The 16008-nt window shown below is 59.5% G+C and carries 14 protein-coding genes; all 14 read left to right on the forward strand.

Annotated elements, in window-relative coordinates; all coding sequences use genetic code 11:
• Nucleotides 1-45: 45 nt before the first annotated feature.
• The 14 genes from L2D14_14775 to fliF all read left to right on the forward strand — a co-directional run bounded on the left by L2D14_14775 (nucleotide 46) and on the right by fliF (nucleotide 16004).
• Nucleotides 46-834 (forward strand): GNAT family N-acetyltransferase, encoded by a 789-nt coding sequence (locus L2D14_14775; GenBank protein WNJ99123.1) that lies wholly within the window; start codon nucleotides 46-48, stop codon nucleotides 832-834.
• On the forward strand, nucleotides 831-1721 hold the full coding sequence (locus L2D14_14780; GenBank protein WNJ99124.1) for a class I SAM-dependent methyltransferase: 891 nt from the start codon (nucleotides 831-833) through the stop codon (nucleotides 1719-1721). The genes L2D14_14775 and L2D14_14780 overlap by 4 nt, the downstream gene beginning before the upstream one ends.
• A 16-nt stretch (nucleotides 1722-1737) precedes the next feature.
• On the forward strand, nucleotides 1738-2436 hold the full coding sequence (locus L2D14_14785) for an NTP transferase domain-containing protein (GenBank protein WNJ99125.1): 699 nt from the start codon (nucleotides 1738-1740) through the stop codon (nucleotides 2434-2436).
• A complete protein-coding gene (locus L2D14_14790; GenBank protein ID WNJ99126.1) occupies nucleotides 2433-3731 on the forward strand; it encodes a DegT/DnrJ/EryC1/StrS family aminotransferase in 1299 nt (432 codons plus the stop codon). The genes L2D14_14785 and L2D14_14790 overlap by 4 nt, the downstream gene beginning before the upstream one ends.
• A complete protein-coding gene (locus tag L2D14_14795; GenBank protein ID WNJ99127.1) occupies nucleotides 3728-4462 on the forward strand; it encodes an NTP transferase domain-containing protein in 735 nt (244 codons plus the stop codon). Before L2D14_14790 ends, L2D14_14795 begins: the two co-directional genes overlap by 4 nt.
• Nucleotides 4459-5472: a Gfo/Idh/MocA family oxidoreductase gene (locus L2D14_14800; protein ID WNJ99128.1), complete on the forward strand. Its 1014-nt coding sequence runs from the start codon at nucleotides 4459-4461 to the stop codon at nucleotides 5470-5472. The genes L2D14_14795 and L2D14_14800 overlap by 4 nt, the downstream gene beginning before the upstream one ends.
• A gap of 2 nt (nucleotides 5473-5474) precedes the next feature.
• Nucleotides 5475-6560 (forward strand): hypothetical protein, encoded by a 1086-nt coding sequence (locus L2D14_14805; GenBank protein WNJ99129.1) that lies wholly within the window; start codon nucleotides 5475-5477, stop codon nucleotides 6558-6560.
• A 9-nt stretch (nucleotides 6561-6569) separates the two neighbouring features.
• A complete protein-coding gene (locus L2D14_14810) occupies nucleotides 6570-7103 on the forward strand; it encodes a GNAT family N-acetyltransferase (GenBank protein WNJ99130.1) in 534 nt (177 codons plus the stop codon).
• Nucleotides 7104-7332: 229 nt separating this feature from the next.
• Entirely contained in the window at nucleotides 7333-9138 is a 1806-nt protein-coding gene (locus tag L2D14_14815) for a flagellar hook-length control protein FliK (GenBank protein WNJ99131.1), read from the forward strand.
• Between the two features lie 46 nt (nucleotides 9139-9184).
• On the forward strand, nucleotides 9185-9868 hold the full coding sequence (locus L2D14_14820) for a flagellar hook assembly protein FlgD (protein WNJ99132.1): 684 nt from the start codon (nucleotides 9185-9187) through the stop codon (nucleotides 9866-9868).
• 54 nt (nucleotides 9869-9922) lie between these two features.
• On the forward strand, nucleotides 9923-12043 hold the full coding sequence (locus L2D14_14825) for a flagellar hook-basal body complex protein (GenBank protein ID WNJ99133.1): 2121 nt from the start codon (nucleotides 9923-9925) through the stop codon (nucleotides 12041-12043).
• A 157-nt stretch (nucleotides 12044-12200) separates the two neighbouring features.
• On the forward strand, nucleotides 12201-13766 hold the full coding sequence (locus L2D14_14830; GenBank protein WNJ99134.1) for a tetratricopeptide repeat protein: 1566 nt from the start codon (nucleotides 12201-12203) through the stop codon (nucleotides 13764-13766).
• Nucleotides 13767-13877: 111 nt separating this feature from the next.
• Nucleotides 13878-14171 carry a DUF1153 domain-containing protein gene (locus L2D14_14835; GenBank protein ID WNJ99135.1) on the forward strand — a complete coding sequence of 98 codons (294 nt, stop codon included), beginning with the start codon at nucleotides 13878-13880 and terminating at the stop codon, nucleotides 14169-14171.
• 186 nt (nucleotides 14172-14357) lie between these two features.
• Entirely contained in the window at nucleotides 14358-16004 is a 1647-nt protein-coding gene (fliF, locus tag L2D14_14840) for a flagellar basal-body MS-ring/collar protein FliF (protein WNJ99136.1), read from the forward strand.
• The last annotated feature ends 4 nt before the right edge of the window (nucleotides 16005-16008 follow it).

A 16008-nucleotide genomic window follows, 5' to 3' on the forward strand; every position in this document is an offset into this window, starting at 1 on the left:
GACGTAATCGCATAGGTTTTCTTAACGCCGAAGAGACATGATGGCATGAGCATGAGTACGGCACGTTTTGAAACGACAGAAACCACCACTGTTCCGGACGATTTCCTGAGCGGCGTATTCGGCTATCCGTGCCGGTTTCTGGCACATCCATTTGATTGGAATGTGTTGAGTGCGGAACTCTCGGCCATGTCCGCAGGTCCGGCCTTTGTATGGACGAAGGTAACGGGTCGGGACGATCCGTCATTCGCCCCGCTGATCGATTTGGGTTTCACCATTGCCACGGAAGAGATCACCTACGAACGCCCGGCAGCGTCTAAGATGCATGAGCCGTTGATCCCTGCCCCACCCCCTGAGGATTTCACAGTGCGCAAGATCATGCAGGCAGAAGCCGCTGGCGAGGCTGCAATTGCTGAACAGGTCGGCGCGCTGGCGGCCCGGAACCTGACGACGTCGCGATTTCATCAGGACCCGGAAATCCCTGACAATATTGCCGCCGAGATCAAGAAGCGCTGGGCGGTGAATTTTTTCAAGGGGCTGCGCGGTCAGGAGATGATCGTCGCCATGACACCGGGCGGGCGCATTGTCGGCTTCAATCAGTTGCTGAGCGGCCCCGACGGCAAGGTCATCGATCTGATCTGCACGGCGGGCGACTATCGCCGCCATGGTGTCGCACGCGCGCTCGTCGAAGCGATGATCGAACCCGGCAAGCAGATCCGTGTCGGCTCGCAAGCCAATAATGACGCCGCCAACAAGTTCTATATTTCCATGGGCTTCCAGCCCGTGCGTTCGTCGATCTGCCTGCACTGGCATGCCGGCAACAGGAGCCGCGCATGAGCGATCAGACCTTCACCCTGTACCCGTGCGATCTTTGTAGCAGCACCGATCTCGCCGAAATACCGGCGGCCCCGCATTATATGGATGGCCGTCCGCTGCATGTCTGCAAAAACTGTGGCTTCATTCAGGCCGCCTATCGGCGCACCCCCGAAGCGCTGCAGAAAATGTGGGCCGAGGAAATCTACCGCGCCGACGATGCCCGCGTCAGCGACAAAACCTATACCGCGCGCATCCCCGCCGTGATCGCCCGCCAGACCTTTGCCGTCGAGTTTCTCGCCGAAAATGTTGACATCAAAGGCAAGAGCCTTGTCGACATTGGCGCCGGTGAAGGCCAGTTTCTGGAGATGCTGACAGCTCCCCGCTTTGCCATGGACGTGCTCGGCATTGAGCCCTCGGCGGATAACTGCGCTCTTCTTGATGAACTCGGCTTCGCCAATTTTCACGGCACCATGGAAGATTTCGCCGCCGCCAAGACCGGCCGGACATTCGACATCGCCAGCCTGGTATGGACGCTGGAAAATTGTCAGTCGGCATCAGGCGTCCTGGCCGCTGCCCATGACGTGGTAAAGCCCGGCGGGTATCTTCTGATGGCCACCGGGTCGCGTATCCCGATGCCATTCAAGAAACCGCTGCAGTATTATCTGGGCCCCAACGTCGATGCACACCCGTTCCATTTCAGCGCCAATGCCCTGACCAGCCTGATGCACAAGGCGGGGTTTCAGGTAGTTGCCCACAACCGTTTCATCGACAGCGACTATCTGGTGCTGATCGGCAAACATGTCGAGAGCAACGATGGCCTGGCAATGCCGACTGACGATTGGCGCAATATCGTCGATTTTTTCGACCGCTGGCACAGAGAAACGCAAACCCATTACGCCGACTGGTGAGGCCTTAGGAAACGCAATGCACATCCCGGCCCTGATCTTTGCCCGTATGGATTCCAGCCGCCTGCCCGGCAAGGCCCTGAAGCCGTTGGCGGGTGCGCCGGTTCTGGCCTGGGTGCTGCACCGTCTATCAAGGTCCAGGGAACTGGATGGACTTGTGGTTTGTACTTCCGAACGCACAATCGACGATCCGATCACCGAAGTTGCGGAGAGGATGAAAGCAGGCCTGTTTCGCGGCGCCGCCGAGGATGTACTGGGCCGTGCCCTGAGCGCCACGCAAGCCCTGAACGCCGATGCGGTGGTTCGGATATCCGGAGACAGCCCTTTCATGGACGCGCACTTAGTCGACGCCGTGGTTCGCCGTTTTCGCGATTGCACACCCGACATCGCCACCAATGTGCATCCGCGCACATATCCCTCGGGGATGAGTGTCGAGGTCATCGCCACGGCGGCGCTTGAAAAGCTCGATCTCGCCGTCAGCGATCCAGCCGACCGCGAACACGTGACGACACATCTGTATCGCCATGACGATGATTTCCGGATCGAGAACGTCGCGGCACCCGTATCGTTACGCGACGTCGATCTGGCCCTCGACACCGAAGAGGATTTCATCTTTCAATCGTGGCTCGCCGGCGAGGTTGCCGCCGATGCCGGGCTCGATACAATCGTAGAAGCCGCCAGACGATATGGCGCGCGTGAGAAAGTGACCGTGACATGAGCCGATCGGAAAGACTGGCATTGCTGGGCGGCAGCCCCGTGATCGACACCCCCTTCGCAGATTATCAGTCCATGGGCGCGGCGGAAGAGGGCGCCGTCAAACGTGTCGTGCAATCCGGCTGCCTGTCCGGTTTCTTCGGCAGTCCCGGACCAGAATTCGGCGGCGGACCGGAAGTGCGTGGTTTCGAGGACGACTGGTGCGCGCGTTTCGGCATCAAGCACACGATCAGCGTCAACTCCGCGACCAGCGGGCTTGTCGCGGCGATGGGCGCCGTCGGCGTATCACCCGGAGACGAGGTCATCGTGCCGCCATGGACCATGTCGGCCACCGTCGCAGCGCCGATCTTTTATGGCGGCATTCCGGTGTTCGCCGACATCGAGGACGAGACCTTCTGCATCGACCCGGACGAAGTCGCCAAACAGATTACGGACAAGACCAGGGCCATTGTCTGCGTCAATTTGTTCGGTCATCCGGCACACTTGGCCAAGCTGCGCACCCTCGCTGATGCCAACGGAATTTACCTGATCGAAGATAACGCCCAGTCGCCGTTGGGCTCTGAACACGGCAAGCCCGCCGGATGCATAGGCCACATCGGAATCTACAGCCTGAATTTTCACAAGCACATCCACACCGGTGAAGGCGGCATGTGCGTCACCGACGATGACGACCTGGCGACACGCCTCAAATTGATTCGCAATCACGGTGAAAACTGTACCGATATGCTTGGGGACGGACCGATTGCCAACATGGTCGGCTTGAACCTGCGCATGACGGAGATGAGCGCCGCCGTCGGACGCGTGCAGCTTGCCAACGCGGATGCCCACGTCGAGGCCCGCGAACGGATCGCCAAACGCCTGACCGACGGCCTGCAGGGACTTGAAGGATTGACGCCGCCCGTTACCCGCGATGGATGCCGGCATAATTTCTATGTCTGGATGATGAAGGTCGACGAGAATGCCCTGGGGCTGAGCCGGGCATTGTTCAGCGAGGCCTTAAGCGCCGAAGGCTTCCCCCACGCCACCGGTTATGTCGCGCCCCTGTACCGGTTGCCGATGTTCAGGGAGCGTATCGCCATAGGCCGTGACGGCTGGCCGTTCACGCTAACCGACCGTACTTATGACGATTTGCACTGTCCCGTCACCGAAGACATGCACAATCGCCGCGCCTTGCTGTTCGAACCCTGTGCCTATGATCTCAGCGACGCGGATGTCGACAAGATGATCGCCGCCGTCAGAAAAGTTCACGCCGGGCGCGACCAGCTAAATGCGCACATAGCCGCCGAGGTCAGCACATGACCCGCACCGTTGCCAGTATCGAAGCCCGCATGAATTCTTCCCGCCTGCCGGGCAAAATGATGATGATGCTTGGCGGCCAGCCTGTGCTGGCACATCTGGTCGGGCGCATGCGCCAGTGCCGACATCTGGACGACCTGATCATCGCCACGTCCGACAATCCTGCCGACGACGCAATAGCCGGCTGGGCAGCAGCCAACGGCGTCGACTGCTTCCGCGGCAGCGAAGATGACGTACTGGCCCGCGTTCTCGGCGCGCAAGAAAGCATGAAGGCGGATGTGGTGGTGGAACTGTGCGGTGATACGCCGTTTCTCGACCCGGCGATCGTCAACCTTGCCGTCAGTGCCTTTCATGCGGCAGGACCGGATCTGGTCACAACTGCGCGCGAGCGCATGCTTCCGGACGGACAGGATGTCGAGGTCTTTTCCATCGATACACTCCGTGATTTCGAAACTCGCTGTAAAGATGCCGCTGCACGGGAACATGTATCGGCGCCGTTCTACACCGAGCCGCAATGGCAAATCCACGATCTGCGTCCACCCGGCAAATGGAAGCGCCCGGAACTCAGGCTTGTTCTCGATACCGCCACCGATGCGCAATTTCTGGGCGCGCTGGCTTCTGCCGTGATGGTTCGCGCAGAACCGATGTTCGGGCTGGACGATATCCTGGCAACCTTCGATGCCTCGCCCGAGTTGCAGGCACTTCATAGTGAATGCCTTGAGGCCGTGGCGTGAGCGCGCTGAGGACCCTGCTCGTCGGCTTCGGCGGGATCGCGCGTGGTCTGGCAACGGATGCGCGCATGGCGGCTTACTTTCCCATCGCCACGCATGCACAGGCCTTGAAGGCCGATAGTAATTTCAACTGGGTCGGCGTCGTCGACCCGGACCCGAATGCACGGCATGCAGCGGAAGCGGACTGGCAAGTGCCGGGTTTCCAGACACTCGCCGAAGCGAGCATCCTTGCCCCGGACCTGCTGGTACTTGCGACACCGCCGGGCGGGCGGGCGGATGCCTTGACGATGCTGCCGTCCGTCAAGGCGGTGTTCGCGGAAAAGCCTCTCGGCAATGCGGATGGGGAGGCCCTGATCGCAGCCGCCGCAGCCCGCGGCATCCCGTTGCAGGTCAATTACTGGCGGCGCGGCGACGAAACCCTCGGTGCACTGGCGGCAGGTGAACTGGCGCATCGTATCGGGACACTGCAGGCCGGCACCGGAGTTTACGGCAATGGCCTTAATAACAACGGCTCGCATCTGATCGATATGATCCGGATGCTGATCGGCGACCCTGCATGGGTGCAGGCCATAAGCGACACGACCGAGCATACAGACGGACCGGTGACGGACGATATGCACATTGCATTCGCGCTCGGCTTTGCCGGCGGCGCGGTGATCAGCGTGCATGCGGTGGACTTCAAACATTACCGCGAAGTGGCGCTGGATCTCTGGGGCACGGCAGGCCGGCTTGTCCTGCAACAGGAAACCCTCGATATCCGGCATTTGCCACATGCGCCCAACCGGGGACTGGACGATGAGCACGAAATCGCCGCCGATCAGGGACAAGTCCTCGCCTGTACCGTTGGCGATGCCCTGCCCCGCCTGTACTGCAACCTGTACGATGCAACCACGACCGGTTGCGCCCTGTTGAGCCCGGGAACAAGCGCCCGGGCGACCGAGCGGATCATCGACCTGATCCGACGTTCTGCAGAACATGGCAACGTCCGGCTTGCAATTTCGGACAGCGCCTGAATATGCGGGTCATCTGCGCCATCGAAGATCCGGGGGCTGCCAACGGCATGGTTGGTCTAGCTGACGCGTTGTCGGCGAAAGGAGTTCAACTTGCAATCTATGCAACCGGCCCAGCAACAGCCTACGCCGCCAGTATCGGCCTAGCAGTTCAGGAACTGGATAAACTGAGCATGCCTTTTTCTGCCGATGCCGTACTCGCCGGCACGTCGGAAAATCCGGACAGCCCCGTCTTTTCACTGACACGGGCCGCAAAGGAAGCCGGTATTCCCACCTTCGGCTTCGTCGACGGCCCGGCGAATGCCGCGTATCGCTTTCGCGGCATTAGCTCCGATCCCCTTACTCATGTGCCGGATTTCCTGCTGGTCAGCGATGCTGCCGCCCATGATGCCTTTATATCCCTCGGCGTGACATCCGAGAACATCGATGTCGTCGGTCATGCCAGCATGGACAGGGTGCGCGCGCGGACCGCTGAACTGGACGCCGAAGGCCGAATGGCGGTACGCGCCCGGTTGTTCGCGGAGATTGATGCCGCACGCCCGCTGGTGGTGTTTCTGGCTGAAACCTCGGACGGCCTTGATCCCGCAGAATTCAGGCGCAATGACGCCTATACCCTTTTCGGTCGCGGCGACAGCGATGGCCGGACGGAAATCTGTCTGGAGGAGACCCTGGATGCGCTGATCTCTGTAGCGCCCGAGGCGGCTGTGGTCCTGCGCCTGCACCCCAAAAACGACAGCGCCATGTTCACGCCCTATACCGGCGAGATTTCCGCGCTCAGCAGCGGCGGTGATCCGCTGGAAGTCATTTATGCCGCTGATCTGGTCATCGGCATGACCTCGGTGCTGTTATTCGAAGCCGCCGTTATGGGCCGCCCGAGCATTGCCGTTACGCCACGCCAGAGTGAAGCCGCCTGGCTCAGCAGCATCGCTCTTGGCCTGACCAGCCACGTTTGCACCACCGAGGCGCTTCGAGATAGCATCAAAGAAAAGCTCCAGTCGGGACAGGCGGCGATGAAGAACCTCGACAATCTGGTCCCACCCGGTGCCGCAATGCGCATGGCGGATGCCATCTGCCGCCGCATCGAATGCTGAGAGGTAAACATGACGGCCCCCGCAACCCTGAGCACCGACCGCCTGACGCTTCGTCCTTTTGAGACGGCGAAACACCTTACACCGGCTTACGTGGCGTGGCTGAACGATGCCGAGGTCGTCCGCTACTCCGAACAGCGCCATCACACGCAAACTCTGGAAAGCTGCCGCTCGTTTGTCGAAAGTTTTACTGCTGGCCCCGGTCACCTTTGGGCCATTGAGCAGGCCTCGGACGGACAGCACATCGGCAACATTCACGCCGACATCGATACAGCCAACGCCCTTGCCGACGTTGCCATACTGATCGGCGCACGTTCGGTCTGGGGTCAGGGTTACGGGTTGGAAGCCTGGAACGCCGTGCTGAACTGGCTTTTCGACAAGGCGGCCGTCCGCAAAGTCGTCGCCGGGTGCATGCAATCGAATGCCCCCATGCTGCGGATCATGGAACAAAGCGGCATGGCCGCGGACGGTACGCGCAAAGCGCACTACCTTCTCGACGGCCAACCCGAGGATGTCATCTTCTACGCCCGATTTGCCCGCACCTAGCCCTCTATCAACCGCGGATATCCGCAGCTTTCATCGGAAAATCCGCCAGACGGGTCGTTTCTGCCCCCGCAACCCGGCAAGTTCTGCCCAAAGAGCCGCTTTTACCCACTGAAATTGTCTGTTGTCGATTAATTTATATTGTTATTTCAATGGCTTAGATTGACGCCTAAAAACTGGCCCGCCGTTTGCTTCTACTCCGTCAACGAAATTTCGTTCATGGAGAAGATAAATGACGAGTTTGGCGATCGAGCAGAAGCTTCAGGAACACGGTTACCAGAGCGGCGGCACCCAGCAAGCTGCCCCGAACCAGATTCATCTGGGCGGGTTTGCCGTCTCCTTCGAAGACCTTCTGCAACGTGTCGGCGCCCGCCTCGACAACGCTTTCAGCGCTGCCGACAAATCCGGCGGTATTGCTGCCTCCAACGAGAACGCCAATGTGAACAACGAGCCTCGCGAATATCCCGAAGCACGCGACAGCGCCGGCGATCATGGCCACCAGCGCAATAATGACGACGCATCGGATCATGGGCGTACGACTGCAGCGGATGCCCGTGATAACGGCGCGGACCGTGGCGCGGATGCGCCGCGCAGCGATCACGCCGCGGACAATGCTTCGAGCCGTGCCGACAACGCAGATCGTGATGCTCACGGTGCACACGAAGGCAAGGACACCGCTGATCAAGGTCCGTCCGATGACACGGCCAACGGTGACAACGCCACAGAAGCCGCCGCAAATGACAGCAATGACGGCAACGACAGTGACAAGCCCGCCGAAAAACCGGCTGAAGCCGCCAACACCGATGGCGGCGCCAATCAGAATGCCAGCCAACAGGGGCATAATGCATCCATGGCCAGCGCCGTATACGCAGCAGGTCTTGTTGGCAACAAGGGCGGCGAGACCGCCAATAGCGCCCAGAGTGACACCCTGACGCAAGCGCAGAAGGGTGCCGATGTCAGCGATAACCCCGTTGTTCAGGCGGCTGCCGCCAAGGCCGGCAAGAACGCTCAGGGCAATCACAGCAACGCCGAGCGGGGCCAGAAAGACCAGAACAAGGCTGCCAATGCCGGCGAGCAAAAAACTGCGGGCAACGAGCAGAAATCCACTGCGACGAACACACAGAATCAAGCTCAGCAGTTGTCGCGCGTGATCGGAAACGACACCCGCGCCAACATCAACGTCAATATAACCAATGAGCAAAACCAGCTGACCTCGAAGCCGGCCTTCACGATTGCCAACGGTTCGGTCCTGACGCAGGCCGCCGGTAACGGCAAGGGTAACGCATCGAATGCGCAGAACGCTCAGCAGCAGGGTCAGAACCAGGGCCAGTCCCAACAGGCGCAGCTTGCCGCCCAACAGCAGGCACAGACGGCTCAGCAGACAAATATGCAGAACGCGCAGCAAGGTGCACAGACAGGTGCGGGTAAGGCGGCAGCAACCGCCGCAACGTCGATCCAGACCGCTTCCGGCGGCGCCCAGCAAGCCGGCGGCAACGAAGCCATGAACAATCCCACGCAAGGCGCAAATGCCGCTCAGCAGACGCAGCAAACCCAACAGGCGCGCGAAGCCGCACCGCATCAGCAGGCACAGCATGCCCAGCGCGGCAACCTGCCGGGCAGCGCCGTCACTGAACAGATATCCGTCAAGATCACCAAGGCGCTTCAGACCGGAACCGACAAGATTTCGATTCAGCTCAAGCCAGCCGAACTGGGCCGCGTCGACGTGAAGATGGAAATGACCCACGACGGACGCGTCATGACCGTCGTCACGGCGGAAAAACAGGACACCCTGGACCTTTTGCGCCGGGATTCCTCGGAACTTCAGAAAGCCTTGGCTGACGCCGGGCTTAACAGTGGCGACATGGAATTCAACCTGAAAGGCCAAGAGCAGCAATCGGCCGAAGCCGAAGACAACGCCAAGAACAATCCGGCAAACATGGAAGCCGAAGCAGAGGCAGATGCCGATGCCGGCGACGGTGTCATGTCGGCCTGGGAAAGCGGCATCTTCGCCAACGGCCGGTTTGACCTGCGCGCCTAAGCGATACGGAAAGTATAAGGCCAGGAAAGCATAAGGAACGGGAACGATGTTAATCAGCAGCAGTACAAACACCTCGGTCGCGGAAGGATCTAAATCCGCGGATGCCGAAGCCAAGCTGGAAGAGGATCTTAACCGGTTCCTCAATCTTCTCGTCACGCAGTTGAAGAACCAGGATCCGCTGGACCCGATGGACAGTAACGAGTTCACCTCGCAGCTCGTACAGTTCGCCAGCGTCGAACAGCAGATTTTCGCGAACTCCAATCTGGAAACCCTGGTTGGACTGCAACAGAACAATCAGGTCGCTTCGATGGTCGACTTCATCGACAAAACCGTCGAAGTCGCAGGCACCAAATTCCCGCTGGAAAACGGCCAGGCGAAATTCACCTACACCATGCCGGCGGGCGCCAAATCGGCAAGCATTATCATCCGCGACGCCAACGGTCTTACCGTTTACGAGCAGGATGCCGACCTGGATCAGGGTCAGCATGCGTTCGACTGGGACGGCCGCGACCGCAACGGCGGCACCGCGGTCGACGGGTCCTATTCCGTACTTGTCACCGGCCTCGATCAGCAGAACGAACTTCTGGATATCAGCCACACTGTCTTCGGACGTGTCACCGGTATCGGCATCGATGGCAGCGAAACGACACTCTACATGGGCGATGTTGAAGTCCCGCAAACACAGGTGCTGTCCGTCAAGGAGCCACCGAAAGTTGAAGCAGCGAACTGATAACAGAACGAAATTCCCGCGGCCTTAGGGGCCGATGATCGAAGGAGAAGACAAATGTCACTTTTTGGCGCACTGACCTCAGGCGTTTCCGGCCTTACCGCGCAATCGAGCGCGATCGGGGCAATTTCGGATAACATCACCAACGTCAACACGATCGGCTACAAGGGCACCCAGGTCGACTTCCAGACACTGGTCACGGTGCAGACATCGGGGACCTTCTACTCCGCCGGTGGTGTGCAGTCGAAACCGCGCCAGGATACCGGCGTACAGGGCCTGTTGCAGTCTTCGACCTCGCAAACCGATATCGCGATTTCCGGAAACGGCTTCTTCGTCGTTAACGAATCCAATTCGCCGACACTGTCGAACGAGTTCCTGTTCACCCGTGCCGGTTCGTTCTATCAGGACGATCAGGGCTTCCTGCGCAACACCTCGGGCTACTACTTGCAGGCCTGGCCGACAACCGCCGCCGGTGTCGTCACCACCAACAACACGGCCCTGACGATCCCGAACCAGAACGTCATTTCGACCGACTTCCTGGCAACGGTGAACCTGAACCGGGTCGGTGGCACGGCGACGGCGACCTCGAACATCGGCATCGGCGCCAACCTACCGTCGACCGATACGCAAGGCACGACGCATAAAACCGACGTGCAGTTCTTCGACACGCTGGGCAACGCCAACACCACCAGCCTGACCTATGCCAAGGGCAACCGCGACAATCAGTGGGATGTCGCGATCACGCCTCCGTCAGGGGTCAACGTGGTCACGTTGTATTCCGACACCGCCGGCGCAACCGTTTACGAAAGCCGCGGCCAGCTTGAATTTACCGGCCTTCCCGCTAACGACGCGACAATGACCATCACCCAGAACGGCACGACGATCACGTACCAATTCGATACAACAGGTGCCGGCGTCGATACGGCGACTGTCAAACAGGTTGATATCTCCGCGGCGACAACGGTGGCTCAGGCAGTCGCCGCACTGGTCGCCAAGGTCAAGGAAGCGGACACCAACTTCGCTGATTACGGCGGCTTCACGAACAACCGCATTCAGGTCAACCCGGGTTCATCGACGGGGATCTATTTCACTGAAGACGGTTCCGGGGCGATCACGGTCGATCCAACCGGCCTGCTGACCTCGACCGGCGCGCGGGCGACTTTACAAGAGTCCAGCTATACGGTTAAGGAAACGGCGACTGCAAACCGGGATTATCACCAATTTACTTTTGGTGGTCTGCCCGCCGATGGCGATACCGTGACGATTAACGGCACCACCTACACATTCTCCACGGCAGAAGGCGCGGTCAGCGATAACGACACGACAATTCGCCGCGATAGCGTCGCTAACATGCTGGCCGATTTGGAGGCTTCGATCGAGGCTAACGACGCCAGTTTCGCATCCGGTGCATCTTCAGTCCGCACTCGCGTCAATGCCAGCCAAGCGGAACCCCCTAGCACGACCGCGGACACTCTGGTCCTCAGTACACTTTCGGCCGGGTCTTATGATGTTTTGTTCAGTGCAGCCTTTGCTAACATCCCAACCGAACCGGACGGCACCGCCACTTATGTTGCCAACACAGCGCACGCGGTCAACAAAAACCAAGCCATCCAGTTCAACTCCGACGGTCTGCCGACATCCTTCGCCATCGCCGAGATGGAAATCATCGGCTTCGCCAACGGCGCGGCGAACATGGATGACGATGCTTCGAACTCTTCGCGCATCACCCTCGATCTGGGCCGCGTCGGCGAAGCCAACGGGTTCACCCAGTTCGGCGCGGAATTCACCCCGGGCTTCATTACCCAGAACGGGTCGCAGTTCGGTACCCTTGCCGGCGTCACCATCGACGAAAGCGGCCTGATGACGGCGCTCTTCGATAACGGTGAAACCCGGCCGATCTTCAAAATCCCGATCGCCACGTTCGTCAACGTCAACGGCCTCAATGCGCGGACCGGTAACGTCTGGAACCAGACCCAGGCATCGGGCGACAACACGCTTCGCGAAGCCAACAACGGCACCGCCGGATCGGTAACACAGGCCGCCCTGGAATCCTCAACCGTCGATATCGGTGCGGAATTCACCAAGATGATCGTCGTACAGCGCGCCTATTCGGCAGCAACCAAGATCATCTCGACGGCTGACCAAATGCTCGAAGAACTGGTGCGTATCAAACGATAGCACCTGATTTAACACGCTGATCCCGGGACCACGGGAACCTGTTCCACAACCCACCGTCCCAACCCAAGGCCCCGCTAACGGACTGAAAATCCGCCAGCGGGGCCGTCCCATTCCGGGGCGGATTGATCGCCGCTGAAATCGGGGTCATGCTCGGTGCATGGCGGACGCAGAAAAAACCCTCGAACAGGCCGGCGCGGATTTTGCCTCCGGCAACTTCGCCGAAGCCGCGCGAAATTTCCGGGCCGTCATCCGAATGCACCCCGAAGTTGGCGAACTGTATATCAATCTGGGCGCCGCGCTCAGGGCCAGCGGCGACATCGCCAGCGCAGAAAAAGCCTACCGGGAAGCTATCTCCAAACTTCCGAAAAGCCCGCTGGCTTGGTTCAACCTCGCCAATCTCCTGCGTGAAATGAACCGTGGCCCCGAAGCCCTGGCCGCATACCGCAAAGCCGACAGCCTGCAGCCCGCAACGGCGGAAATCCTGAATAACCTCGGCGTTCAGCTTTATGACATGGGGGCAATTGAAGACGCGCTCAAACAATATGACGCGGCACTGGCAGTGCGGCCTGGTTATGGCGACGCCCTCACCAACCGGGGCAATGCCCTGCAGCGCCTCGGCCGCACCGACGAAGCTGAAACGGCGATCGAGCAGGCACTGACGCTGGCGCCGGCTAATCCCGTCTTTCTTCTCAACAAGTCATCCCTGCTGGCTGCCTGCGGCCGGCATGCGGACGCTATCGTCTGGGCCGACAAGGCCATTGCCGCCGATCCCGGCTACACCGAGGCGCGCCTGAAACGGGCCGGGCTCTTGATACAAACAGGCGAGTTGGAGGCAGGCTTCCGGGAATACGAAGCCCGCTTTCAAATTCCTAACTGGCACAGACTGCCGGCGATGATGCCGATGCCGGCGTGGCGGGGCGAGGATATAGCCGGAAAGTCCCTGTTGTTGTGGAACGAACAGGGCTTTGGCGATGCATTGATGTATGCCCGCTATATCCCGATATTGCTGGCCATGGGCGTGCGCGTCTCGGTGATGGTGGAAAGCGCGCTCAAGGAACTCTTTAAAGTAAGCTTCAACGATGTCGCGGTTTTTGACCTGAAAGCCCCCCCCGGCAAAGCCGACCTGCATGCCTCGCTGATGAGCCTGCCGCATCTGATGCGAACCACGATGCAGACCATCCCCGCCGATGTGCCTTATCTGGCACCCGCCGCGGAAGATGTCAGGATCTGGCACGACGACGTGATTGCGCTATGCAAAGGGAAACCTGCTGTGGGTCTGATCTGGGCCGGCAATCCCGGTCAATCTCACGATTACACCCGCTCCATGGCATCGGACAGGGTGCAGTCCCTGCTGGCACGTGAAGATATTTGCCTGTTCAACCTGCTGATCGGCCCACGCGGCGACGAAATCCGTGACGCACGACTGATCGATGTTCGTGACCGATTGGACGATTTTGCCGCCACGGCGGCCCTGATGCAGACACTTGATTTGGTGATCAGCGTCGACAGTGCGCCCGCACATCTGGCCGGCGCACTGGCCAAGCCCTTATGGATGGCGTTGTCGTACGATCCGGACATCCGGTATTTCCTGGGGACGGACGAAACCCCCTGGTATCCGTCCGCCACATTATACCGCCAGACAGCCCCCGGGGACTGGGATGGCGTGATGACGCGTATAAATGCCGATTTAAATGTCTTTGTTAGAACAAAAGCAAAGAGTTAACGCGTATTTACCTTAGGGTTTAGCTCTTTTTTAAGGCCCTTCTGCTTTTCTATACATCCCAAGATTCTCAGGGACAGAAACAACGAAGCAAGCATCGGAAAGCAGAACGCAATGACCGAATTAAAACATTATCGCGAGGGAAACCGGCCGTACCGCTCTGAAGCGCTGAGCCCGAGCGGCCTGCCGATGACGATGAGCGACCTGCCGCCGACGGACACCACCCGCTGGGTGCCGAGGCGTAAGGCGGATGTCGTCGCCGGCGTACGGTGCGGACTGATTACACTCGAAGAAGCCTGCAGGATGTATCAATTGTCGATCGACGAGTTCCGCTCCTGGGAGCGGCTGCTTGAACGGCATGGCGTCCGGGGTCTTCGCACCACCCGCATCAAGGCATACCGCGCCTGATCCGCAAAAATCACCTGTTTTCGGACCTGCGCCCGGATATTTAAACTTCCCGGGCAACGCCGGAGATAGGCAATTTTTGCCGGTCATTAACTTCTTATTCACTAAACCGCCCCTAGCATCCAATCAGGGTTAACGGTGGATCGCGCATTCGCGCAGAAATCCGCCAGGGATGAAGTGGGGACGCACGTGGATACCTTTGTTCAGGCTTTAAGAAATCTTGGGCCAATGCGCCTTGCCATCATGGGCGGCGTTATTCTCGGCCTGATCGGCTTTCTGGTTTTCTTCGCCACCAAGCTGTCGACGCCGAGCATGACGACCCTGTACGGTGAGCTTGGCCAAAGCGATGCCGCCGGCATCGTCAAAGAGCTTGAAACACGCAATATCCCCTTCGAAATAAAGCAGAACGGCACGCAAATCCTGGTCCCGCAGGACCGGGTCATGCAGTTGCGGCTGGAACTTGCCCAACAGGGCCTGCCGTCCGGCGGTTCGATCGGTTACGAGCTTTTCGATCACGCAGATTCCCTCGGTTCCACGAACTTCATGCAGAACGTTAACCTTGTGCGTGCCCTGGAAGGCGAATTGGCGCGGACCATCGGCTCCATTAGCACGGTCAAAAGCGCGCGCGTACACCTCGTCATGCCGAGACGTGAGCTTTTCAGCCGCGAAAAACAGGAACCCAGCGCTTCCGTCATCCTGCAGATGCGCGGTCCCATACGCCTGACCAACGAGCAGGTAGCCGCCGTGCAACACCTGGTTGCCTCGGCCGTCCCGCAGTTGACGCCCAACCGTATTTCCATGATCGACAACAAGGGCTCCTTGCTGGCATCCGGTTTTGAAGGCACCGATCCGATGACCGGCATTGCCGCCAAAGCCGATGAACGCCGTCACCGCATAGAGTCCGAAATGGCCCGCACCATCGAGGCCTTGCTCGAAAAAACCATTGGTTACGGCCGTGTCCGGGCCGAGGTCAGCGTCGCCATGAATTTCGACCGGATATCGACACAGACCGAGGAATACAACCCGGACGGTCAGGTCGTGCGTTCCACCAATGCGGTCGAGGAAAATCAGAATTCCAAGGATTCCGAGGGAGAGCCGCCGATCAGTGTCGGCACGAACCTGCCTGATGCCAATCTCGGAACCGGCGACACCGCCAGCCGCACGGAAAACCAGACCCGCACCGAAGAAACAACCAATTTCGAAATTTCGAAAACCGTCACCAATCACATCCGCGAGGGCGGGCAGATCGAAAAACTGTCCGTTGCCGTGCTTATCGACGAAAAGCAGGGCGTGAATGAAAACGGCGACAAGATCTCCGACAAGCGTTCCGAAGAAGAAATGAACCTCCTGTCGACGCTGGTACGTGGCGCAATCGGCTTTGATGAAGACCGTGGCGACAAGGTCGAGATCATTCAGATGAAGTTCGCCTCATTCGAAGCGCCGGAAGAGGAATTGGAACTGTTTTTCGGCATGGGTAAAAATGATATCCTGCGGGTCGTTGAGATTCTCGTCCTCAGCATCGTCGCGATCCTCGTGATCCTGCTGGTGGTCCGGCCGCTTCTGTCGCGTGCCTTCGAGGCTCTGCCGTCGGCTCAGGAAGCCGCCGAGCGTCTGCTCGCCGATCAGGGCCGCGCGCCGGCGCTGACCGGACCGGGCGGCGGTCGGGTTCCGGTGGAAAGCGAGGAAGACGAAGAACAGTTCGAGGAACTCATCGACATCGACCGGGTCGAAGGCCGCGTTAAGGCATCTTCGGTCAAGAAGGTCGGTGAGATTGTCGAGAAACACCCGGAAGAGGCCTTGTCGATCCTGCGCTCCTGGATGTATCAGGAAAGCTGAGGCG

The sequence above is a fragment of the Thalassospiraceae bacterium LMO-JJ14 genome (assembly GCA_021555105.2).
Lineage (GTDB): Bacteria > Pseudomonadota > Alphaproteobacteria > Rhodospirillales > Casp-alpha2 > UBA4479.

Bases quoted from the DNA above. Each gene is read 5' to 3' on its own strand.
- L2D14_14810 (WNJ99130.1), top strand. From the start codon at position 6,570: ATGACGGCCCCCGCAACCCTGAGCACCGACCGCCTGACGCTTCGTCCT.
- L2D14_14835 (WNJ99135.1), top strand. From the start codon at position 13,878: ATGACCGAATTAAAACATTATCGCGAGGGAAACCGGCCGTACCGCTCT.
- L2D14_14825 (WNJ99133.1), top strand. From the start codon at position 9,923: ATGTCACTTTTTGGCGCACTGACCTCAGGCGTTTCCGGCCTTACCGCG.
- L2D14_14820 (WNJ99132.1), top strand. From the start codon at position 9,185: ATGTTAATCAGCAGCAGTACAAACACCTCGGTCGCGGAAGGATCTAAA.
- L2D14_14830 (WNJ99134.1), top strand. From the start codon at position 12,201: ATGGCGGACGCAGAAAAAACCCTCGAACAGGCCGGCGCGGATTTTGCC.
- L2D14_14790 (WNJ99126.1), top strand. From the start codon at position 2,433: ATGAGCCGATCGGAAAGACTGGCATTGCTGGGCGGCAGCCCCGTGATC.
- L2D14_14785 (WNJ99125.1), top strand. From the start codon at position 1,738: ATGCACATCCCGGCCCTGATCTTTGCCCGTATGGATTCCAGCCGCCTG.
- L2D14_14775 (WNJ99123.1), top strand. From the start codon at position 46: ATGAGCATGAGTACGGCACGTTTTGAAACGACAGAAACCACCACTGTT.
- L2D14_14780 (WNJ99124.1), top strand. From the start codon at position 831: ATGAGCGATCAGACCTTCACCCTGTACCCGTGCGATCTTTGTAGCAGC.
- L2D14_14805 (WNJ99129.1), top strand. From the start codon at position 5,475: ATGCGGGTCATCTGCGCCATCGAAGATCCGGGGGCTGCCAACGGCATG.
- L2D14_14815 (WNJ99131.1), top strand. From the start codon at position 7,333: ATGACGAGTTTGGCGATCGAGCAGAAGCTTCAGGAACACGGTTACCAG.
- L2D14_14795 (WNJ99127.1), top strand. From the start codon at position 3,728: ATGACCCGCACCGTTGCCAGTATCGAAGCCCGCATGAATTCTTCCCGC.